The organism is Citrobacter sp. 21OH12SH02A-Citro (assembly GCF_027919895.1).
Lineage (GTDB): Bacteria > Pseudomonadota > Gammaproteobacteria > Enterobacterales > Enterobacteriaceae > Citrobacter > Citrobacter braakii.
In genome coordinates this window covers 2989455-3012178 of sequence record NZ_CP114801.1, presented here as the reverse complement: position 1 = coordinate 3012178, position 22724 = coordinate 2989455, and the positions used below count along the sequence as shown (strand labels likewise).

Annotated in this window: 22 protein-coding genes, 1 tRNA gene and 1 riboswitch; of the genes, 8 read left to right on the top strand and 15 right to left on the bottom strand. The window is 49.4% G+C overall.

All coding sequences use genetic code 11. The annotated features are described in order from the left end of the window. Position 1: 1 nt before the first annotated feature. The 3 genes from O6D90_RS14730 to O6D90_RS14720 form a co-directional block, all read right to left on the bottom strand. Positions 2-2719 carry a TcfC E-set like domain-containing protein gene (locus tag O6D90_RS14730; RefSeq protein ID WP_016156142.1) on the bottom strand — a complete coding sequence of 906 codons (2718 nt, stop codon included), beginning with the start codon at positions 2717-2719 and terminating at the stop codon, positions 2-4. Positions 2720-2791: 72 nt separating this feature from the next. After that, the gene (locus O6D90_RS14725; RefSeq protein ID WP_016152497.1) at positions 2792-3298 is read right to left on the bottom strand and encodes a CS1 type fimbrial major subunit; all 507 of its coding nucleotides are present in this window, start codon (positions 3296-3298) and stop codon (positions 2792-2794) included. 74 nt (positions 3299-3372) lie between these two features. Further along, positions 3373-4116 (bottom strand): hypothetical protein, encoded by a 744-nt coding sequence (locus O6D90_RS14720; RefSeq protein WP_016156143.1) that lies wholly within the window; start codon positions 4114-4116, stop codon positions 3373-3375. A gap of 308 nt (positions 4117-4424) precedes the next feature. On the opposite strand from O6D90_RS14720, the gene O6D90_RS14715 reads away from it, so the two are divergent. Both O6D90_RS14715 and O6D90_RS14710 read left to right on the top strand, forming a co-directional pair. Then, the gene (locus O6D90_RS14715; RefSeq protein ID WP_016152499.1) at positions 4425-5180 is read left to right on the top strand and encodes a winged helix-turn-helix domain-containing protein; all 756 of its coding nucleotides are present in this window, start codon (positions 4425-4427) and stop codon (positions 5178-5180) included. After that, positions 5177-5653, top strand: coding sequence for a hypothetical protein (locus tag O6D90_RS14710; RefSeq protein ID WP_016152500.1), 477 nt, complete (start codon positions 5177-5179; stop codon positions 5651-5653). Before O6D90_RS14715 ends, O6D90_RS14710 begins: the two co-directional genes overlap by 4 nt. A 56-nt stretch (positions 5654-5709) precedes the next feature. On the opposite strand, the gene yccA is transcribed toward O6D90_RS14710, so the two are convergent. Next, positions 5710-6369: an FtsH protease modulator YccA gene (yccA, locus tag O6D90_RS14705; RefSeq protein ID WP_016152501.1), complete on the bottom strand. Its 660-nt coding sequence runs from the start codon at positions 6367-6369 to the stop codon at positions 5710-5712. A 270-nt stretch (positions 6370-6639) separates the two neighbouring features. On the opposite strand from yccA, the gene O6D90_RS14700 reads away from it, so the two are divergent. Continuing rightward, complete coding sequence (locus O6D90_RS14700; RefSeq protein ID WP_016156144.1) at positions 6640-8268, top strand: ABC transporter substrate-binding protein; 1629 nt, start codon at positions 6640-6642, stop codon at positions 8266-8268. Positions 8269-8410: 142 nt separating this feature from the next. Next, positions 8411-8498, top strand: a tRNA-Ser gene (locus O6D90_RS14695). Between the two features lie 156 nt (positions 8499-8654). On the opposite strand, the gene O6D90_RS14690 is transcribed toward O6D90_RS14695, so the two are convergent. From O6D90_RS14690 to O6D90_RS14655, 8 genes are all read right to left on the bottom strand, one after another. Further along, complete coding sequence (locus O6D90_RS14690) at positions 8655-9458, bottom strand: cytochrome c1 (protein ID WP_016156145.1); 804 nt, start codon at positions 9456-9458, stop codon at positions 8655-8657. A 2-nt stretch (positions 9459-9460) separates the two neighbouring features. After that, positions 9461-10621: a cytochrome b gene (locus O6D90_RS14685; RefSeq protein WP_016156146.1), complete on the bottom strand. Its 1161-nt coding sequence runs from the start codon at positions 10619-10621 to the stop codon at positions 9461-9463. A gap of 1 nt (position 10622) precedes the next feature. Next, positions 10623-11174, bottom strand: a complete 552-nt coding sequence (gene petA / locus O6D90_RS14680; RefSeq protein ID WP_016156147.1) for a ubiquinol-cytochrome c reductase iron-sulfur subunit — start codon at positions 11172-11174, stop codon at positions 10623-10625. Positions 11175-11201: 27 nt separating this feature from the next. Beyond that, the gene (locus O6D90_RS14675; protein ID WP_016156148.1) at positions 11202-11642 is read right to left on the bottom strand and encodes a pseudoazurin; all 441 of its coding nucleotides are present in this window, start codon (positions 11640-11642) and stop codon (positions 11202-11204) included. 10 nt (positions 11643-11652) lie between these two features. Next, on the bottom strand, positions 11653-12468 hold the full coding sequence (locus tag O6D90_RS14670; RefSeq protein ID WP_016156149.1) for an ABC transporter ATP-binding protein: 816 nt from the start codon (positions 12466-12468) through the stop codon (positions 11653-11655). After that, complete coding sequence (locus O6D90_RS14665; protein WP_016156150.1) at positions 12465-13532, bottom strand: FecCD family ABC transporter permease; 1068 nt, start codon at positions 13530-13532, stop codon at positions 12465-12467. The genes O6D90_RS14670 and O6D90_RS14665 overlap by 4 nt, the downstream gene beginning before the upstream one ends. Positions 13533-13598: 66 nt before the next feature. Beyond that, positions 13599-14654 carry an ABC transporter substrate-binding protein gene (locus tag O6D90_RS14660; RefSeq protein WP_016156151.1) on the bottom strand — a complete coding sequence of 352 codons (1056 nt, stop codon included), beginning with the start codon at positions 14652-14654 and terminating at the stop codon, positions 13599-13601. Between the two features lie 221 nt (positions 14655-14875). Further along, positions 14876-15099, bottom strand: a riboswitch (cobalamin riboswitch). A 211-nt stretch (positions 15100-15310) separates the two neighbouring features. Continuing rightward, positions 15311-15850 carry a GNAT family N-acetyltransferase gene (locus tag O6D90_RS14655; RefSeq protein WP_016156152.1) on the bottom strand — a complete coding sequence of 180 codons (540 nt, stop codon included), beginning with the start codon at positions 15848-15850 and terminating at the stop codon, positions 15311-15313. A gap of 552 nt (positions 15851-16402) precedes the next feature. Here O6D90_RS14655 and O6D90_RS14650 point away from each other — a divergent pair. The 4 genes from O6D90_RS14650 (at position 16403) to O6D90_RS14635 (ending at position 20484) form a co-directional block, all read left to right on the top strand. Then, positions 16403-17212, top strand: coding sequence for a CatB-related O-acetyltransferase (locus O6D90_RS14650; protein ID WP_032931140.1), 810 nt, complete (start codon positions 16403-16405; stop codon positions 17210-17212). 439 nt (positions 17213-17651) lie between these two features. Next, entirely contained in the window at positions 17652-18359 is a 708-nt protein-coding gene (gene deoD, locus O6D90_RS14645) for a purine-nucleoside phosphorylase (protein ID WP_016156154.1), read from the top strand. A gap of 38 nt (positions 18360-18397) precedes the next feature. Continuing rightward, positions 18398-19552, top strand: a complete 1155-nt coding sequence (gene tsgA / locus O6D90_RS14640; RefSeq protein WP_016156155.1) for an MFS transporter TsgA — start codon at positions 18398-18400, stop codon at positions 19550-19552. A 95-nt stretch (positions 19553-19647) separates the two neighbouring features. Further along, a complete protein-coding gene (locus O6D90_RS14635; protein WP_016152568.1) occupies positions 19648-20484 on the top strand; it encodes an outer membrane protein OmpK in 837 nt (278 codons plus the stop codon). A 47-nt stretch (positions 20485-20531) separates the two neighbouring features. Here the strand turns inward: O6D90_RS14635 and O6D90_RS14630 are convergent, their stop codons facing one another. The 3 genes from O6D90_RS14630 to cbpA all read right to left on the bottom strand — a co-directional run bounded on the left by O6D90_RS14630 (position 20532) and on the right by cbpA (position 22553). Then, positions 20532-21218 carry a Crp/Fnr family transcriptional regulator gene (locus O6D90_RS14630; RefSeq protein WP_016152569.1) on the bottom strand — a complete coding sequence of 229 codons (687 nt, stop codon included), beginning with the start codon at positions 21216-21218 and terminating at the stop codon, positions 20532-20534. A 121-nt stretch (positions 21219-21339) separates the two neighbouring features. After that, complete coding sequence (gene cbpM, locus O6D90_RS14625) at positions 21340-21633, bottom strand: chaperone modulator CbpM (RefSeq protein ID WP_016156156.1); 294 nt, start codon at positions 21631-21633, stop codon at positions 21340-21342. Continuing rightward, a complete protein-coding gene (gene cbpA, locus O6D90_RS14620) occupies positions 21633-22553 on the bottom strand; it encodes a curved DNA-binding protein (protein WP_016152571.1) in 921 nt (306 codons plus the stop codon). Before cbpA ends, cbpM begins: the two co-directional genes overlap by 1 nt. Positions 22554-22724 lie beyond the last annotated feature (171 nt).

The following is a 22724-nucleotide window of genomic DNA, read 5'->3' as shown; positions in this document are numbered from 1 at the left end:
ATCATTTCCCTTTTGTGACGTTGTTTGCATTCATGGCAGTTGGACCCGTTGGTACCGATCGTCCGGCGAGCATCAGCTGAGCCTGTTGCTGGACAGTATCCGGCAGGGCAGAGAAGGTTAATTCCCGGCAAGGGATCGACCCGACGTAACGCACGACGTCGCGCATACTCTTTACGTTCAGCTCGCACTGATAAAACTGCTGCTGACGCACCAGGTAGAGGTTATGCAGCAGAGCGTCGCTTTGAGCGCTAAACCCGCCGTTGCCAAGGTCGCTCCAGCCGTTAACGTTCAGTGGCACGCCGCCGATAAACGGCGAATGTTGCTCGTCAGTTAACTGGCCGAGCCAGGTGTAGCTTGTCGTGGTTTGCACGTCCCGGCGGAGCAGTTTGCCTGGCACCATAAACAACGTTCTGCTGCCTGAACCTTGTGTGATTTCACTGCTGGCACCCCGCGAGACATCCAGCGATTCGTTAATCGTCAACGTAGTCTGCTGATAGCCCGGCACGGCGAAGAGGGCGCGGCTATTGCCTGGAATGTCTGCACTGCCGCCGTTATCCAGCGACACGGCAATGCTCGGATCCTGGGAATCTTCCGGTGTGGCAACGTTAACCGCGATGGCTGAAGCAGGACGTCCGTCGCTCCAGCGGCCCAGCCACAGACCAGAGCGCGACAGCGCAAGCGTGGAGTTGTAATTGCCGCTGCTGCTCAGGGTATGGCGCCGATCCTGACGATCCCAGGTATCGCTGACTGTCAGGCTCCCGTTGCCATATCGTCCGCCCTGACGCGTGTAGGCAGAGGTATTGAGTGAATCGCTGTTAATACCTGATGCGCTCAGTCCATACTCATTTTCACCACGTGCGTCGGCATACCAGTTGTGCGCCACGTTATAGCTCAGCTGGTTTTTATCATGCTGCTGGTGCTGCCATGTCGCGCCCAGAGAGGTATAGCTTGTCGCATTGCCCTGACGGTTATGCGCCATTGACAGACTCACGCTCAGGTAGCCGCCTTTATCCCTGCCTTCGCGCGAGTCATCGTTACGCATGAAAAGGTTAATACTGCTGTTGATGTTCAGACCGCGCGTGCTGAAAGCCGTACTCAAGCCACCCTGCCAGGCCCGCGTGCGTGAGCGGGTCATATAAACCGACTCCCAGGGCAAGCCTGCATCGTGGCGATCGTCACTGTCCGGGAGTTCCCGACGAGAAACGTACCGTCCTTCGTTGCGGTTATCCGAATATCCCAGGCTGGCGTACCAGGTGCCGACAGGGACGGAGAACATCACCGACAGGCTTCGATAACAGCCATTTACGGCGTCATATCCCGCGCTTCGGGTATTGCAGTTTTCCGCTGATAACGCGTTGCGATAGAAGCTCAGTGAAAAACCGTCGTTATAGCTGATTTGCTGAATATTGCCGCGTTGTCCTTCGCTGCCGTAAAGGTAGCTAAACCGGGTCGAGAGTACGCCATCGATCGGACCCGCATTGAAACCACGACTCCAGTCGAATGCATTTTCCAGAAAACGTTGGTTTTTCTTTATCGCTGCGCCACTGGTGAGTGCCAACGTTGGAGTGACAGGCAGGCGGACACCCGCCTGCGCGACCGCGCTACGTTCATCGTTTTGATTGTTATTGTCGGTTTCGCCCGCCTGCAGGAACCACTCGACGCGGTCAAACGGCGTAATACCGGTGCGGGTAAACGGTATCTGCTCGGTACGTGTCAGCCGGTTATTTTCATAGACGGACAGCGTCACGGTATAGCTCCCATCGGGGAACGATCGCGTGTCCAGGGTCTGAGCCCCGGCATTGAGATAAAAACTGGCCAGCAGCTGATTGCCCCGGCGGGCGTCAATACGCGCATCATGGGAAAGCAGCACGGTGATGGGGGTACCCTTTGACTGCTGAACCGGATTGATCCATGCCCTTGTCGAGCCTGTGCGCAGGCCGCGAATTTTGCCCAGCGGCAGTTGGCTGAGGTTGATATTCCCACCAGCATTACTGAACAGATCGCGGGTATCCATCTCGCCTAACTGAATATAGTACTGACGCCAGATATCCTGGCGAAACCAGGCATTGTTGACGGTTATTTCTTGTTGCTGCTGGTGCCTTGAACGCTGCCCCAGCCAGGTCCAGTCGAGATTAAAGTAGCCGTCCTGCGTCATGGCCAGCGCGCCATTGCCCTGAACAGTGGCTGACTGGTAATCCCTGTCGGCAACAAAATTGATATTCTGTTGATGGATCAACGCATTCTCAGTGCCCTGCGTAGGCTGATACCACTGGTTTTCTGTGGTCTGTTTAGGCAGAAATTTCTTGTCCAAAAACAGGCTAATGCGCGCGTTATTCTCATCATAGATAATGGCCGCACGATGGGTATCAATGTAATCACATCCCGTTGCGGAGCCATTGCTGCTGCACGCCAGGTTGCCGTTACGGGCAAGTGGAACGGCGAGAGCTGCAGACACAGTGGCGACGAGGGCAGGAGCGTCATTAAACTGACGTTTGATAGCCGCGACCACGGTTTCGGGTGCGACAAAACTTACCGATTCAAGTGTGATATCCGTTTCAAAAAGGCCAAGCGATTCGCCATAGAGGTTAACCTCTATCCACAGACGCTGCGTTTTCGCCAGATCTTCGAAACCTGCCGGGACGGCCATCTCGGCGCAGGCGAGTTGGATGGATGCGGGTAATAAAGCAACTAAGAGGAGAGTATTTCTGTGAAACGCCATGACCAAGCCTCGACATCATCCTGACGTCAGAGGGTGGGCACCCTCTGACGTTATCCCTTATGTACTGTGGTGTTACGCACCGCCTTCCGTGGTCGTCGCCTGCGTCAGCATCAGGCTGACAACGCCGCTGTACTGACCGGTTTTCAGAATGCCTTTGGTGGTCTGAGAAATGGTCAGTGGCAGTACCGCTGAACCGTTTTCAATGCTGCCTGGGAACAGTTCAGTTCCGGTAAATTCGGCATCGGTGGTAGACAGTGTTTTATCACCCAGAATCACCGTCATCGGTACAGTCTCGTCGCCATCCATATTGGTGAGCTTAGCTGCGCTAACGAGTCGCACTTTGACATTGCTGGTGGCGGAGTTAGACCACACCTTGGTGTTCAGGCGGTAGCTTTCCAGCCCACGACCTGGCAGGTACTGCATGTCTATGCTGGCCGGCAGTGGCGTGTTATCGGCCTGAGTCATATCCAACTGTGAGTCAACGCTGGCGTTGACGGTAATATCTTTTTGAATCGCCAGCGCGCTAAAGGACGAGGCCATCGCGGCAACAATCATCAGAGGTTTAATATAGTTACGCATTGATATCTCCATATTTACAAATGAGCACCTTGGCTCTTTAAACAAACTACGTGGGTTTTTACTGTGCCGTCGTGTTATTGCACGACGGGTAAATCAGCTTCTTCAGCGGTTTTATTCACCCAGTTGAAGTAGCGGAACTTATATTTCTGACCCTGTTTCATAGTGAGCGTTTTTAATTTCCGTTCAGTGTCCGGATAAATCGTCGCGTCTTCTTTTATCCATTTACACGATGAAACAGCATCACAAATACCAATCTCTCTGAGCGGCACACGCAATGTGCCGTTGTTTTTTAACGTTCCCCGGCGAGGGTCAATCGACAGTGAAATTACGTTTTCTTCTGGAGCAATGTGGACCAGTGCACCCCAGATCACATTGACACCTAATGTCGCCATTGCTGCAGGGGTTTCTGCCTTGCCCGGAATAATGCTGTCAGGTTGTTTTACCCCTTCAAAATAGACACGCCAGGTGGTCTCTTTTTTCGGAGGTATAAGCGATACCAGACGAACAACGCGCATCGCGCCTGCAGCTAGAGCAAATTTCTCGGGCGTAACCACCACGCCACCTTCTTTCCACGAAGCGACGTCAATTTCTTTTTCCTGGGCCGTTCCGGGATTAAGAATTTTCTTTTGCCTCACCCGAATGAACTGAATATCATCCGTTTTTGAAGCCACCTTTATTTGCGCCGCACCGGATCTGGCTACATTCAGCTCCATGGGATACACGCTCATATTGGCCATTGTCATTTCTGAGAAAAATGGCAATGACAGCGCGGCGACATAAAAGGCGGTTGTCATGCTCACTCTTTTTTTCTGTTTCACAATCAGTCTGCCTGCTCTGAGTTTAAAGGCGGCGCGTTAACACCAGGACACCGTCTGCTTTCGTATCGCTTCAGGGCAGGGAAACTTTAACCAGAACAGCGGTTTGTGAAAATTTGTATTAGTTAACTCGTTATATACAGTTTTTTATCCTGCTTTTCTGGCTTTAAGGTTGTATAGTTAAGCGAAAATACCGCGGCCAAGGATGGGAGGAAAATTCCTTCTGATGAAAAAATAAGCAGGTCAGGGGGCGGTTTTCATATCGACGTACCAGGGAATAAAAAGCATGCGGTAACAGCCGAGAATAAAAGATGTTTTTTATATGCAATAATTCGTTGTTATTTGATCCTGAAGCACATGCAATAAGTCTTGTTGGACAACCCGAGTCTGTATTAACACTTTCGGCGCCAGCCGTTCGTCTTTTACAGGAATTCATTAAACACCGAGGACGCGACTTAAGCCGGGAGGAATTGATCGCTCGCGTGTGGGAAGAATTTGGCTTTACGCCATCAGGAAATAATCTCAATAAAGCGGTAAGCGAACTGCGTAAAAGCTTCCAGTCTCTGGGAGAGGGGCACGAATTGATCGTCACTGTCCCGCGCTATGGTTTCCGTTTTGATGCTGATGTGATTTTTCAACCTGGAGAGAAAATTCAAGCCGTTGATCCGCAACCCCCCTCAGCGCAACAAGACGTTCTGCCCCGGCGAGTATCCCTGAAAAAGTGGTTCAGAATAGGGGCATTGATTGCCGTGCCGTTGGGAGCGATCTTTTACGTTAGCCGCCCGCAGGAGATAACTGTTCCGGCGAAATTAAAGCCGGTCCAGGAAAAAATCGCGCGTTGTAGTATCTGGGTCATCGAAGATCATGGACGGCCGTTAGTGCTATCAAAATTAGCTGAGCGACTGGAGGCCAATGACGTGGCTTGCGAGCGCGAGGAGTATGCTATTTATTTTTTCAGCGCCCGTTTTTCGCTTGCAACTGCTGATGAACTGTTTATCGGGGCCTGCCCGGTCAATAAAACACGTCTGTGCAAGACCATTCGCTATAAAAACGGGGCTGGAAAATGAAAATAAGGCTTCTTTTTGGACTGGGCGGAGCCCTGGTCGGCGGCGCGCTGGCGCTGTTTTACTATTGCGGCGCGACGGGAAAAAGCGATGTGCTGGCCTGCAGCACTGAATTTAACTTTACGCGCAATGAGGGGAAAGCAAGTGAAGTGAAGGTAAATGCCCTTGCTCAGTTCTATTTTCATCGGGACGGTACAGGGTTGACCACCTATAAAGGTGCGGCAAGAGCTGGCGGGCAAAATTTTATCGTTGACAGGGATGTAGACTTTACGTGGGAGCAGCGGGACGATGATAACGTCATTGTATTGACCTACACCAAAACCTGGCTTCGCCACAGTGACAATACGCCGAATGCCCAATGGGGGAGCTTCGCCTATCCGACCTCACGCTACTACCTGACGATCTCTGAACTTTCACCTGCTGTGTGGCTTATTCAGGACCGGCGCTATCCTACCTATATCTGCCGGGGTCAATAAGGTATAAAAAAAGAGAATGCCAATGGCATTCTCTTTTTTCGTATCAGTGATGCTGATTAATCGCGGCTGGCGAAGCCCAGAATGCTCAGCAGGCTGACGAAGATGTTGTACAGCGAAACGTACAGGCTGACGGTGGCACGGATGTAGTTGGTCTCACCGCCACGGATGATATTACTGGTTTCAAACAGGATTGCGCCTGAAGAAATCAGAATAAACACCGCGCTGATCGCCAGATGTAAAGCCGGCAACTGCAGGAAGATATTCGCAACCATACCAATCAGCACCACCACGATCCCTGCCATCAGCATACCGCCTAGGAAGGACATGTCTTTCCGCGTGGTCAGCACGTAGGCTGAGCAGCTGAAGAAGACCAGCGCCGTACCGCCCAAAGCCATGGCGATAACATCACCCATGCCCGCAGACAGGTATGTGTTCAGGATCGGTCCCAGAATGTAGCCCAGGAAGCCGGTGAAAGCGAAAGCTGACAGAATACCAACCGGTTTATCCGCCGTTTTATAGGTCAGGAACATCAGACCATACATACCCACCAGCGTCAGGATAAGCCCCGGAGAGGGCAACATCAGTACGGTACTGGCAGTCGCAGTGAGCGCCGAAAACGCCAGCGTCAGGCTGAGCAGGAAATAGGTATTGCGCAGCACCTTATGCGTGCTGAGTAGCGATGTACGATCGCGTGAAGAACTAATAATACGATCCATGAGTCACTCTCTTATGACAGATGTAATTAATGATGGAGGATAATGAAATCAAGGGGAATGACACAGCGGTTTTACCCATCTTTACGCATTTTAACCCGCCAGGCTTAAGCATATTATTTCAACAAAAGCTCCCGAATCAGATGTTAGCACTATATGTGTAAAAATGCCTGTTAGATATCTGCCAGGTAACTGAAAAATATTGCGTTATTCCTGTTTCTCTCTGACAGTGACAGCGGTGTCTACATAAAACAGAGCAATAAGGTAAAGGGAATGATTCAACATAAATCGAAGATATTGACGTTTACGCTGTTGGCTGTCTGTTTGATGTCTATCAACGGCGTGGCGATGGCGGCAAATGTTCCCGCAGGAACAATACTTGCAGAAAAACAGGAACTGGTCAGAAACAATGGCAGTGAGCCAGCGTCGCTGGATCCGCATAAAGTCGAAAGCAACGTTGAATTTAATTTAATCAGCGATATGTTCGACGGACTGGTGGCGGTTAAGTCGGATGGGTCTATCGAACCCCGGCTGGCCGCGTCCTGGGAGAACAAAGACAACACCGTCTGGACCTTTCATTTACGTCCGGGCATAACCTGGTCAGATGGGTCTGCCATCACCGCACAGGATGTCGTCTGGAGCTGGCAGCGTCTGGTCTCACCGCAAACAGCTTCACCTTATTCCTCGTATCTGGGCAATATGCACGTAGCAAACGCCCTCGATATTGCCCAAGGGAAAAAAGATCCTGCCGATATCGGGGTCAAAGCCCTGGATGATAGCACGCTGGAAATTACCCTGACGCAGCCAACGGCGGCGTTTCTGGCGATGCTGGCGCACCCGTCACTGGTTCCGCTGGATAAAGTGCTGATCGGCCGCTTTGGTGATAAGTGGACCCGGCCAGAACATTTTGTCTGCAGCGGTGCGTACAAGTTATCGCAGTGGGTAGTCAATGAGCGCATCGTTGCCGCGCGTAACCCGCATTACTGGGACGATCGGCACACCGTCATTAATAAGGTCACTTATTTGCCCATCAGTTCAGAGTCCGCAGACGTTAACCGCTATAAGGCCGGCGAAATCGACATTGTGTATAGCGTCCCGGTCAATCAGTTCGCACAGTTGAAAAAGACGATGGGCGATGAACTCCATGTCTCACCTCAGCTTTCAACTTATTACTATCAGTTCAATACGACTCGAGCGCCGTTTAATGACCCGCGCGTGCGCCGGGCGCTGAATATGGCGTTAGATAAAGACATCATCGCACAAAATGTGATGGGGCAGGGGCAACGCGCGGCGTGGGTTATCAGCCAGCCGGAAATAGGGGGAGTGCAATTGCATGCGCCGGAATATGCGGCGTGGCCGCTCGAAAAACGCATTACCGAGGCTAAGAAACTGCTGGCTGAAGCCGGTTATGGCCCTGAGCATCCGCTTAGCCTAAATCTGCTCTATAACACCTTCGAAACGCACCAGCGTATTGCCATTGCCGCATCGTCAATGTGGAAGAAAAACCTCGGCGTAGAGGCGAAGCTGCAAAATCAGGAATGGAAAACCATGCTGGATACCATGCACACCGGTAATTTTGACGTCGTGCGCTACGCATGGATCGCCGATTATGATGATGCCTCAAGTTTCCTCAATATTTTCCGTACCGGCGATAGCGAGAATACCACCAGGTACAGCAATCCCGCTTTTGATGACGCGATGCGCAATGCGGCAAAAGCAACTTCGCTGGAAGAGCGAGGCAAATACTACCAGCAGGCTGAAGACCTTTTAGGAGAGGATGTGCCAGCGATTCCGGTTTACCACTATGTCCGCACGCATCTTGTGAAGCCGTGGGTGGGAGGATTTGCGCCAGATAACCGGGGAAATTACTACACCAAAGATATGTTCATCAAAAAACATTAAGCGCTGTAGCCAGTATTTGTGCTGAATAAACGGTCAATCTGTTGTTATTTCAGTCGATTAACAATATTTTGGCTGTTTTTCAGGCAAACGAACGCATTGGTGCTTTACAGGTCCGTTCGGGATGTTTATAGTGCGCCTCATTGGAAGCGTGGCCGAGCGGTTGAAGGCACCGGTCTTGAAAACCGGCGACCCGAAAGGGTTCTAGAGTTCGAATCTCTACGCTTCCGCCAAACATAAACCCCGAGCTATTTAATAGCTCGGGGTTTTTTCGTTTTGTGCAGTTTATGTCATGCCATCTTTCTCCAGCCTTAGTCGCGCAAGGGCAACTCAGCGCTGCTGCCCGGCGGAAAGCTGACGAACTGAATCATCTTCATATCTGGCAATGCCTACATGAGCGAACGTCTTTTCATTCGTCGTAATATCCATAGCAGCCCCAGCATAAAGGTCAGGTAGCCCATAACGTAATATCCATGCTGTCTTCGTTCTGCGAGCGTTGGGTCGGCCGCCCATGCCAGAAAGGCGGTAACATCCCTGGCATATTGCTCCTCCGTTTCAGCTTGTAGCGACGCCGGGCGCCATTGAATCTCTCCGCTGGTCAGCGGTTTCGGCATGTTAATCACGCCACCGGGAAAATAGCGATTAGCCTTCAGTTCGGGATCGGCAGGTTGATAACCGGTTAGCAGTGCGTAGACGTAATCTGCTCCCTGGTCCGTGTAGGGCTGAAAAGCATCCAACAGAAATTGCGGGAATCCGCGATCGTATGAGCGGGCACGCACGATATAGCTCAGGTCAACGGGAGAAGCGCCATTGTTAAGGTATCGTGCTTCCTGCTCGTTTAGATACGGCGAGATGAAGCTGTCATTTAGCGTCCCGTCTCGCTCACCAATCTGGCCGTCATCCTGAAGCTCAGGAAACTGATAGCCGCTGGCGATACTTCTTGCTTCTTCAGCCGTGAGTTCCGGACCGCCGGGCCTGGTCAACGACCGAAAGCTAAGGTGCTTTATGCCGTGACAGGCGCGACACTTCTCTTCATAAACCTGCAGGCCACGCCGAAGCTGCGCTTTATCATACTGGCCATTGATACCGCTGAAGCTCCATTCCTGCCGTTCAGGCGTGGCTTCCTGCGCATAGGAGGAACCCAGTCCCAACAGAGAAAAGGACAGAATGCTGATTTTCAATAGTTGTTTCATCATCAATCCTGCTTTTCCAGAAAACGACGGCAAGGTAATACGATTAAAAACCAGGCAAACCAAATCAGAGTCGAAAGCTGCGATGCGGCACGGATCCAGCCCTCTTCGTTACGGAAACCGTCAATAAGATCGGGGCCAACCAGTGCTTTCGACCCTAACCAGCCTAAAAAGCAGGCATTAATGACCCACAGCCAGAATCCGCATTTAACCAGTTTGCTGTAATGGCGAAAACGAGCCCGGGAAGTATCAAGCCAGGGAAGGAAATAGAAAATCAGTACCGAGCTGCACATTGCGGCTAAGCCAACGAATTCATTTGGGAAGCAACGCAAAATGGAGAAGAAGGGAAGAAAATACCATTCCGGCGCAACAATCGCGGGTGTAACTGTTGGATCCGCAGGAATAAAATTATCGGCGCTGCTCAGATAGTGCGGCGCGAAGAATAAGAACCAGGCGAAGATCATCAAAAAAAGGATGATTTTGATGACATCAAGATCGGTAATTTTGTAATCGAACAGCAGGCTCCTGGACTCTTTCTCGCTAAACCTCTTTTTCATCGCCTGCGCAAACGCCGACTGTACGGTGCGAATATGAAAAACCGTTGCTCCGACAATCACAAAGGGAAGAATAAAGTGGAGAACAAAAAAGCGGCCAAGCATCGGCGTTCCCGGAGTATGGCTGCCGACTAAATATGCGTAAAGGGTATCACCCACCAGCGGAATGGCCTGGGCAAAGCGGGTAATTACCGTGGCCGCCCAGTAGCTTTTTTGCCCCCAGATAAGGCTATAACCAAGAAATGCGGTCATCATCAGCAGGATATACAGCGTAACGCTAATCATCCACATTGTCGTCCAGGGCTTGCGGTAAACGCTGTAGTACATGCCACGAAAAATATGCAGATAACAGGCAAAGAAAAAGAGCGACGCGCCAATAGCATGCATGTTGCGTAACAGTTCTCCATGGCGAACCGCACGCATAATATGAATAATGGAGTCAAATGCCAGCTCGGCCGTCGGCACGTAAAACATTGCCAGCACAATACCCGTAAGGATCTGCACACCGAGTATAACCAGCAGGATGGCGCCGATTGCGAATACCCAGAGTCCGGCAATCGAGCGAGGAAACGGGATACGCCAGCGAAGCGAATAGACGCGCTCACTCCTCATTTCAGGCTTCCTTCGTGCCGATACGCACGGCCTGACCATCCGAATGAATAACGTAGTCCGGGATTGCCAGGTTGGTCGTCGCGGGGCCGCGCGTCACGCGCCCGGAGGTATCAAACTCTGAGCCGTGGCACGGACAGATCCAACCCACCCCTCCTGGTCGGGCGTTGGGTACGCACCCGGCATGTGGACAATACCCTTGAACCACCAGCCATTGAGGATGAGTAGCAGAGACCCTCTCGCTGTCCGGTTGTGGGTCGATAAGCGTATGCCAGTCGGCACTTCTGGCAGTAATAATCTCATCCTGGGTGCGATGGTGAATAAGAATCAGCTTTCCCTGCCATACGCGTCTGACGGTTTGTCCAGCAGCAACCCCCGCAAGAGAGACATCAATCGGTTCATTTTCCGCAAGAGTCTTCTCATCCGGGCCCAGGGCCGCAACCAGCGGCCAGACTGCAGCAGCGACGCCTGCCGCACCGACGAATTTTGTCAGTTTACACAGGCATTCCCGGCGCTGTTCCTGGATTTCGCCATCTGCAAGTTTATTCTCTGTCACCTCGTATTTCTCCCTGAGTATCGCGGATTAACGTTTGTCGATACGCGCGTAAATTTCCTGAAAGCGCTTATCAGCAATACCCGGCGCTTTGAATGCCCGATAGCTTGCTGGTAACTTGGCATCTCCAACCTTTATCAGCATCACCATGCCCTGAGCGTAATGTGGTGTACATTTGATGCCGTAAAATCCGGCATTGTCATAAGTTACTTCGATCTCTTCATCTATTTTTCCCATAAAACCGGGATAGTTAGCCGGAGACAATTCAGCGATTGAAGCCGCGTTGTGACTCTTATGTTTACGGATAAACTTCACCGTATCCCCGGGCTGGATCTCCAGATAATCCGGCTCATAGACCATTGGTCCCGCAGACCCACGATTTTTCATCAAAACGTCGTGAGTTTGTGCGAAGGTTGAAGAGGCGAGGGCGAGTAAACATAAAATTTTCAGACTCTGTTTGAGATATTTCATCGATTCTTCCTTAAAATTCATCAGGTCTTTGATAACGGATAAAACAGTTTTCAGCGCCTGTTTCATGTTCAACAATGGCGTCGATACCAAACCAGGCATGGAGGTTTTCACGGGTAAACACGGCGCAAGGAGTCCCCTGCATCGCCATATGCCCGGATGTCATGACGATGATGCGATCGCAGAACATCGCGGCATGATTGAGGTCGTGCAGAGCGGCAATGACCGTGAGCTTTTCACGTTTAACCAGACTAAGCAGGCCAATCTGATGTTGAATGTCGAGATGGTTGGTGGGTTCATCCATCAGTAACAACTGCGGCTGCTGCGCCAGCGCCCGGGCGATATGCAGGCGCTGTTTTTCTCCCCCGGAAAAGGTATGCCAGCATCGGTGCTGTAATTCACGGAGATCGACCTTCTCCAGCATAGTTTGCACGATATCGTCATCTTTGGCGGACCAGGGCGAGAGCAGGCTAAGCCAGGGCGTGCGCCCCAGAGAAACGGCTTGTAAAGCGGTAAGACGCTCGCTGGTTTCTGCCTGTTGTTCGACCAACGCCACCCGCTGCGCAAGGTGACGCCGCGAATAATGCTGGAGCGCCTTTTGCTGCAGGGTGATACGCCCGGAAGTTGGCTTCAGCAAACCGGCCAGCAGTGAAATCAGTGACGTTTTGCCCGAGCCGTTGGGACCGATGATGCCGACAAACTCGCCGGGCGTTACGCTGAGTGAAATATCTTCAACAATCGTCTTACCTTTTACCTTCCAGTACAAATTACAGGCTTCAATAACGGCTTGCGCAGAGGTAACGAGTGGCTGTACGAGATTCACCGTCATTTGTTCTGGTTTCCTCTAATCAGAATGATTGAAAACGCAGGAGCGCCAACCAGAGCCGTGATCACGCCTATTGGGAGTACCTGACCGGGTAGTAACGTGCGGGAAATAACATCAGCGATAATGAGGAAAATAGCTCCGGTAAGCGCACTAACCGGCAGCAGTCGATGATGCTGGTTGCCGACCAGCAGACGAGCAGCATGAGGGATCACCAGACCGACAAAGCCGATCGCACCCACAATGGAGACCATAATCGCCGTCATGCCGGTGACGGCGGCAATCAGTACTGCACGGGTACGTTTTACCGGAATGCCCAGCGATGCCGCAGACTCCGCGCCAAAGGAGAAAGCGTCAAGATGGCGGGCATAACAGAAGCACAGCGCGATACCGACCAGAGCGGTAGGAATGGCTAAGACTACATCGGGCCAGCGTACACCGCTCAAATTGCCCAACAGCCAGAACATAATACCGCGTGCTTGCTCGGCGTTTGCTGAGCGGGTGATGATAAGCGATGTAATCGCATTGAAAAGCTGGGAGCTGGCGATCCCGGCAAGGATGATTTGGGTTGTTACACCCCCACCTTGTCTACCGCCAGCGGCCATCGCCAATAGCGCAACGAACAGAAATGCCGTCAGCGCACCAATGAAAGCGCCCAATGACATACTGATGATGCCAGCCCCAAGTCCCGTGAGAGCAATCAGCACCGCTCCGGTGGACGCTCCGGCAGAAATCCCCAGTAGATAGGGTTCGGCGAGCGCATTGCGTAGCAGCGACTGTAACACTACGCCGGAAACAGCCAGGCACGCGCCGCAACTGGCCGAGACCAGCGCTCGGGTCAGGCGGTAGTTCCAGACGATCCCTGCATCCAGCGCATCGACAGGATAGTGTGTATCAAAAAGATGATTTGCCAGCGTGCTGAGAACATGCTGCCAGGGGATAAGCGTTTCGCCGATGGAAATCCCCGCCAGCAGTACGCCACACATTAGCGCACTGACCCAAACGGCATGCCCACTGACTCTCACCGCAAGCTGACCAACAGCGCGACGCATCCTGCGTGAATCACTCATGATTATCTGCGTTCCTGAGTAACGGAGATGCGCTACACCGTGCGAGGATATAGCGCAAAACGTAGATTAATGAGCAGCCTGCGGATGTGCTAAGCCATATTCAACAAGGGCATCAGCCAGTTTTTCCACACCATCAATAGTTCTGATCCCGGCATTCATGGTCTGTACGTCAATGACCGGTAGATGGTTTTCCTTGACGGCAGGAACCAGTTTGGCGACAGGATCGGACTTGAGGTATTCCATCTTGACCTTCCAGTCATCCGCCGGGAAGCGGCGACGGCTCATCTCACCGAGCACAATGAGTGAAGGATTCTCTTTTGCGATGGTTTCCCAACCCACCGTTGGCCACTCTTCAGCAGAATCAATCACATTCTTCACTCCCAGCGTTTGGGCGATCCATGCCGCTGGACCAAACTTCCCGGCAACGTAAGGGTCAAGCTGGAGGTCGGCGCTTGAGAACCAGAACACGGCGGAAACATTCTCATCCATTCCGGTAATTTTGTTTTTCGCTGCGGCTTCACGTGCTTTAAGGCTGGCAATCAGCGCCTCGCCTTTATCCTGAACATCGAAGATTTTCGCCAGATCGGCGACTTCCTGATACACCATGGCAATATCAAACATGCCCTTACGGACACCATCACCACCATCTTCGTTATCTTTCGCACAGTCAGCTGGCGCGGTGTAAACGGGAATTTTTAGTTCACTAAACTGTTCGTAAGAGGCAACCGTGCCAGCAGGGCCGATTTGCCACTCAAACTGACTGGCGATCAGATCCGGTTTTTTCGCCACGATCCCTTCAAAGCTTGGAATATTTTGCGCGATAACGGCGACTTTTTCATTTGCTGTTTTATAAGCTTCCAGTACCGGGCCAAACCACAGCGAAGTACCCACGACGCGATCGGCCAGCCCCAGTGAATAGAGAATCTCGGTACTGTTCTGACCCACCGTCGCCACGCGCGTTGGTGCCTGATTGAAGGTAATATCGCGGCCACAGTTTTTAATCGTCAGAGGATATTCGGTTTTTGCTGCCTCGGAAAAACCGGAAGTAAGCAGGAGAGCAGTCGTGCCAAAAATAGCCAGAAGCGTTTTTTTAGAGAAGTAAAAGGTAGAATTAGCGTGCATTATCATCGTCCCGTTGATGCCAGAATCTTAAGGTCTGGTCATGGCTTATTTCATTCCATATATCGGGAGGAGACATGAAGATAGATGACATTGAATCGTGAAATTTAAGAATGAAGATATGCAAAAAATGCAAATAAGCTTTACTCAGCCAAAATCTTATTCATAAATACACTACCGCTTGCGTCAAATAATTCATCCCATGGACCATCCCGTCCACTCAATGGCATACACCTTTGACAGCAGGTCTCCTGACTCACGGTAATCAGAATATCGGCCTTCCCATAAAGATGAACTTTACAGTGACCTGTGGTTTATGAGCCACACAGGGATATTCTGCATCCGCCTACAGTTGCGGGGGCAGTTATGGAATTGAATTGAATAATTCTCACCATATTCCTATTCATATACAAAAATGTAATGAAATGCTGTCGAAAGCGACTCTAGCGGCAATTGTTAACAAGGTCAACCATAAAGGGCAAGAGATAAAAGGTAGTGGTGTAGAAAAAAATACCCATTTAATACAGTGAGTTATGATTTTGTTGGTTACTGCGATGTTGTAAATGAAAATAACAACAGGAAGCTAAATGAGAATTGGTTGATATTGATCAAATTACACGCATGCTGAAACTTCTGTGTATGAAACATATTGATTACCATCAAAAATCCCGCATATCAGCGCTTGACTCTTTTTTTTGTGTACTCTCCATATGTACCAATTGCCACTCATCCTGCATATCCATAATCACGTTAAAATTGTTACGCAACCAGAAATAATACCCTCCGGGTAAAAAATGATGTGTATGGAGATATAAAGTCTTATATTGATGTCGCTGACAGAATACCTTAGCTAAAGCAAACAATTGACTTCCGATCCCCTGTCTGCGGTAGCGCTCATCCACGTAGCAACGACAAATTTCCGCTGTTTCAGACAAGTTATAGCGACCACGTAGTTCAGTAATACGATCATCATATTGACATACCGCCAGTGTAGCGATTAATTCCTGGTTTTCACTCCACGCGCAAAGCAATGAATTCCTTTCCTGCAAGATATACTGTTGTGCGAGATCAAAGAGATCTTCTTCGGCAGAAGGCATGGCTCTACCGGCATTGAAGTATAAATTAAGATGCTCAACAAGAAACGACTGAACAGCAGGAATATCGGCGGGAGTCATCTCACTAAACCTAAATGGGATCATGGCAGCATAACTCAAATTTAGAACGGAAAATGATAATAACAATAAGACCACTTTAAAAACAATATTGAGCAGTAAGAGACAGACTCGCAATTGCATACGGAGCTATTCTCATTACGGGTTATAAATGGGTGTTTGGGCGGCCACCACAGAGTGCAATCAGGCAGAAAAACTTAACAAAATTCTTCGCGCAGAAGGTCAGGCTGTCGCGAGAACTAAGGTTTTCAGCGTCTTCTTGGGACAGAAAACAGAATTGCATCCTATTGGGCTGCCAGGCATTTGCAACTGAGGCTGCATTTTTTTCTTCATTACCTGGATTGCCCTAATAGAAAAGCATCTGACATTTTGTTTTTGAAAACGACGTCTCAAAACATATCTGTATTCATTCTCTAAGCAGAATATTTTAGAAACTAAATTATGAGTGGTAAGAGTAAATGTCACAACAAGGTGATTTACAATATGTATTATTTCATACTGTAATAGTTGATTAAGGTTAGGGTTTAGAGTATCTTTAATCTAATCGTAGATTTTCAAATAAAAGCAGACAATAACAGTATGAAAACCAGACTCTATAATTTTTCAGAAGACACAAATGAAATTTTTGTTTTTAGATGGACTCGGAAGCACTATGAATTTTGCATGGATAACGATATCTTTTTGAATCATAGAGGTAAGAAAGTTTATAAAGAAAGAAATTTGTTACTGTTCTCGAAAGGTGACAAAATTAGAATTGAAGCTGATGTTATTGCTGAACAATATTCCACAATGCCAGTAAAAAGTTTTTCTAGCGTTGGTGCGTTTTCATTTCCAACCTGTTATTTTCCGGGTAATGTAAATATCGGAAGATTTTGTAGTATTGCATCAAACGTAAAAATCATGGGAGGAAACCATCCTATGAATCGTTTTACAACTCATATGCTTACTTATAATGGCGAGTTTGATAAATATGCTGCCAACGAGTTCGGACAAAACTGGGTATTGAAACCATTTATTACAAAGCCTAAAAATACAACGATTGGCAATGATGTCTGGATTGGCAATGATGTCGTTTTAAAAGGTGGTATTTCAATTGGTGATGGTGCTGTTGTTGCAGCAAATTCCGTTGTTACTAAAGATGTGCCTCCATATGCTATTGTCGCAGGGGTTCCTGCGAAAATTATCAAATACAGATTTGAGTCAGATATTATTGAACAGTTGTTAAAAATAAAATGGTGGAACTATAATTACACCGATTTACCTGATAACAGCAAGTGTGATGATATTATAAATTTTGTCACTGAAATGAGCACGTTGATATCGAATGGCACTATAAAAGAAAAAGCATATAAAAAATTTAATCTTACCGAAATATTTACAACTCTTTAGTTTAATATGTCATTGTTGGGACTGTTATCCGGCGAAAGCAAAATGAGATAAGGACAACACGATGACAAAAGTTAGCATCTTGCTAGCGATGAGCGTTTTGCCATTGTCAGCATACGCAGCAACGACCGGACTAACCAGACTGGCACCGAGCGTCTGTGTAGAAACGATAGCTATTTCGGGCCAGATGGTAAGCGTAGCGGGAAACTGAATACTCGTTACACCGCTCTATTGTTCAGACAGAACGATAAATCCTGATAGTCCTGCGCGTTTTCCCTGCCTGCGCGGCGGGGACGCCGTTTTCTGCTTTTCCATCTGCCCGCAACACTAACTCTCAGAAATGAGAGGCCGATCCTCTGAGCAGGACTTTTGTCCTCAATCCTCTGCAAACCTCTGGTTACAATCCCTGCATATCTTCAATACCCATAATTCAGGAATTGTTATGACTGCACATATTAATGCCAAAGCGGGTGATTTTGCGCCAACCGTTATTATGCCGGGCGATCCGCTTCGCGCTAAGTTTATTGCCGAAAATTATCTAATGGATTACCGCGAAGTCACCAATGTACGCAATATGCTGGGCTATACCGGTCTTTATTTTGGGCAACCTGTTTCGGTGATGGGACATGGCATGGGTATTCCGTCAATGACGCTTTATGCTCATGAACTGGTACATGACTTCGGTGTACAGCGAATTATTCGTGTCGGCAGTCTGGGGGCAACACAACATCATGTCAAAATGCGAGATATTATTCTTGCCATCGCCGCCGGAACGGATTCCGTCACAAATTTAAAACGTAGCGCGGGCTACACGATGGCGACATCTGCCCATTTCCCATTATTGCAGCAGGCGTGGGCATTGGCGCAGAAGGCCGGTATTGACGTTAAAGTCGGCAATGTCTTCAGTGGCGATCTTTATTACGATCCTGACGAAAATTTAATACCTGCACTGGAAAAGTTTGGTGTGCTGGGTGTGGATATGGAAGTGGCAGGGTTATACGCTTTAGCGCATCAGTTTAATATTGAAGCGTTGGCTATATTAACCGTATCCGATCATTGCCTGACAGGAGAAGAAACAACGGCGGAAGAACGGCAGTTAACCTTTAAAAATATGATAGAGCTGGCGCTAAATACAGCTGTTACGGCTTAGCATCAAAATTTAAATGAACCAATCAGAGATGGCATTATATGAAGAATAAAATAGCACTTACGCTGATTAGTTTTCTGGCAAATTTTATTATGGCAGGATTTGCCAGTCAGTTTGGTATGCTGATTGAACCGATTGCAGTACGCTACAGTGCCGATGTGAATACCGTCGCCTCGATATTTTCGTTGCTTAACGGTGGGGCGTTAGCCGGGACCATCGCCGCCTTTTTCCTGATTGAGAAAATCGGCGTTAAGCGTATGACGCTCATTATCTATTCGATAGTGTTCCTCTGCGCTCTGGCAATGCACTTAAGCCCTGGCTTATGGCCGGTGATGGTCGCCATGACCCTGGTGGGTTTCTGCGGCGGGATTGGTCTGTGCGTGGCGGGAACGATCGTGGTTTCGGTTTGGCAGGATCGCATTCAAAGTACGATGCTGGTGGTGCAGGACGCCACCTTTAACGTCGCGGGCGTAGTTTTCCCGCTGATTACCACCTTCGCCCTGACGCACAATATGTCGTGGAGTTACAGCTATCTGAGCGTAGGCATAGTGGCCTTACTCACGTTGGGCGTTGTGGCTCTCACCCGCTTTACCGCCTGTGAAACGGCTCCTGCAGCGGATAGCGCAGACCCGGTGAAATCCGAGTGGAATCCAGGGATTATCAGCGGAGGCATTGGCCTGTTCTTAGGTATGTTGGCGCTGTATACCTTCCTGACCTGGGCACCATTATTTGTGAAGAACAAATTTGGTATTCCCTTCGAAGAAGCAGGTAATATTATTACGCAATACTGGGGTGCTGCGCTGGTCGGCGCGTTAGTCTCAACCGTTATTGTTTCCCGCGTAAAGATACATTATTTCTTGCTTAGCATTATTTTGTTAGCTTGCGTTATTACCACCATCATTGTCACGAAGGAAAATATCTCCGGGCTTGATTATCTGGCCTATAGTTACGGGTTTGTCTGCGCAGCGCTGTATAACTCCTTTATTGCCTACGGGGTTTCTTTCGTGAAGCGCGCGAGTAGCCAGAACGTTTCTTATATTTTAATTAGCGGTAGTGCTGGCGCCATGTTTAGTCCGGCGATCAGTGCGCTAATGGAAAAAACTATGGGGTTGCAGAAAATCATGTACGCAATACCGGTGTTGTATTTAATTATCTTTATTATGTTGATGGGTACATTAAAACTCAAACGTAATTAAACACAGTAATAACGCTTACCTCTTTAATTAGATAGCCCGCCGTCACGCCATTTATCTGGTGGGGCGACACTCAACCTTGCTCAAAGGAATTGAAAATGCTGAAGAAAAATAAATCAATGATGAAAAAAACAGTTCTGGGTGCGGTAATTGCGATGTGCTGTACGCAAGCGCTTGCGGCTGATTATGCCGATGGCAACATCCGCAAAAATGATTTTAACTGGATGCAAATGAACTTAATGCAAAGTGTGGACGCGAAAGTGCCTTATGGTATTCGTAATGACACCTATCTTGAGCTGGAGTTTGGCGCACGATCCGGGATTATCGATCTGTATGGTTATGTGGATTTTTTTGATATTTTGGATCGCGAGCAGGACGATCGTCACGGGGGTGATAACTTCTTTGCCAAGATATCTCCACGTTTTTCCCTCGACGCCATTTTTAATAAAGATTTATCCGTTGGGCCATTTAACGAATTCTATATCGCAACGGTAAATAACATTGGTGACCGGGAATTATTTGAGCATTACGTTGGTCTTGGCACGGATGTTAAAGTGCCGTGGTTTGGTCTGGTGGGAATGAACATTTATGCGCACTATGTACGTGAAAATTACGGTGCGGATAACGAAGGCAAGTGGGATGGTTACATGTTCTCGACCAACTGGTCGACGCCGTTCTATACGTTCGCCAACGGCAGTTATTTGAACTATCAGGGTTACTTTGACTACCAGTTCGCCGCGAACAAGATTGCTAACCAGCCGTTATATAGCAATAACGCGATTGAATGGTATAACGGCATCTACTGGCATTCAGAGCATTATGCGGTAGGTTATGGCTTAAAATATTTCCGCAACATGGCATTGATGGAAAACCACGGTGGAGCAGGGCGTACCACCGGGCTGGGTCACTATTTCAACCTCACCTATAAGTTCTGATTGCGCTGAAATGACACACCAATGCTCCGTTTGCCAGGGTTGGTGTGTCAGTCAATGATGTCATTGCCGAGAAATTTACGCAGCCCATCCAGATCCTTAATCTCCAGTCCTTGCTTCGTGCGCGTTACCAGCCCGGCATCCGTCAGCGCTTTCACCGCCCGCCGATAGACCCGGTCGGTGGTGCCGAATCGCTCAGCTTCCTGGTATTTTTTATGAAAACCATCCATTGGCTGCTTGTCCTGATGCTGGCGATACAGGTCATACGCTACGTTATGTACGATAGGGTAGAGCATCCGGTGCAGGAAGATTTCCAGCATATCCTGATAATCAACGGCCATTGCGCTGGCGAAAAATATCGCCAGTCTGGGGTGTTGGTTCAGCGCTTCCTCCAGACGGTCACAGTTGCATACCGCCACGGTCAGCGGTTCTTCGGCTACGATATCAAGCTGGCAACGATACCCGGTAAAAAACTCCATTTCGCCAAACAGTTGCTCATCACATTCCATTGCACCCAGTTGAAAACGGCGACCATTCTCCGCGCTATAACGCAGAGAAATTCTCCCTGACTGCACCATGATTAGTCGATCGACTACCTGTCCCTGGCGGTAAAGATAGTCATCTTCCTGGATAATCTGTGTTTCAGAGAGCAACTCCTGGAATATCTTCTCAATTAAGGCATCATCTTGCTGCCAGATATTGTGAAAACGACCTTTTGTGAGGGGCTTAAGCTGCATGGCTCAACGTCTTATTGTTTGAGATAATTCTTATCGCTGACTGTATGCCATCTGCTGCGCAATGTCATTAAGAGCGGGTTGCGGATAATAAAAGGGCCAGCACCATGCTGGCCTTGACACATTAAGGATGGCTGATAAAACGAGACAATCGCTGGCGCAGCAGGCGGTTTTCCTGCCGCAGTTGAGCGTTCTCTTCCAGCAATGTCAGCGCAACGGCAATTCCCGGCCAGTCAAGTTCCAGCTCCTGACGCAGGCGTATCGCGCGACGCATGACGTTCAGCGCATGATCGTCAAAAGTCTCGTCTTCATGAGGTTCTATCACCCCTAAGCCGACAATCTCATGTAGCTCTTCTTCTGACACACCGGTGTACAGACAAAACTCGGTAATGGTAAAGGTGACGGTGACGTTAGCCATTATGCTTTCCCCCACTCTTTGCGCGGATCAAAGGTCTTTTGTGCATCCGCCAACTGCTGCCACAGGGCGGCGCTGGCGTCGTCAGGTTTCGGCGGCATGACGATTTTGATCACCGCATACAAATCGCCGGTATGTTTTTTACTTACCAGACCTTTGCCCTTAATGCGTAACCGCTGCCCGGCCTGGCTGCCCGCAGGAATGGTCAGCAGGATGCTCTCTTTTAACGTCGGAACGGTTACTTTCGCGCCCAGCGCGGCTTCCCACGGCGCCAGGGGAACGACCACTTCCAGATCCTGATTAACGATATCGAACAGCGGATGTGGCGCGATATGAATCACCAGCCACAAATCACCATTTGGCCCACCGTTTTCACCGGGGGTGCCCTGGCCTTTCAGACGAATACGCTGACCGTTACCGACGCCAGCCGGAATTTTCACATTCAACGTTTTAGGAATTTCACGTTCGACCATGCCGAACGCATTGTAAACCGGCAGGGTGTAACTGATCGTGCGGCTATGCTCAGTAAGCGTTTCTTCGAGGAATACGGCGACTTCAATTTCAATATCGTGCCCGCGGCTGGCATGACGCTGGCGAGACTGTTGCGCATGCTGACCAAAAATGGAGGAGAAGATATCGTCGAAATCTTCGGCGTTATAGCGTTGATTCTCTCCTTGTTGGAATTGACGGTTGAACTGTGGGTCGTTGCGGTGCTGCCACAACTGGTCGTACTCGGCGCGTCGCTGTTCATCACTCAGGACTTCCCAGGCTTCAGCAACCTCTTTAAACCGGGCCTCCGCGTCAGTCTCTTTGCTGACATCAGGATGATATTTACGGGCGAGTCGACGATAGGCGGTCTTGATTGTCTTGAGATCGTCTGTCGGTTTCACGCCCATAATGGCGTAATAATCCTTTAATTCCATAGCGTTCTCTCGTGTAAATCAACACTTGCAGAAGGTGAACCCTGACAACAGGTATCACCGCTAAGTTTAGGGTAATCCTGATAACGGAGAATGCCAACCGGGAAGGGAGGATATTGCTATAAACGATGCGGGCATTGCACCACCAACAGCGCTTTTTAACGTTATGGCGTC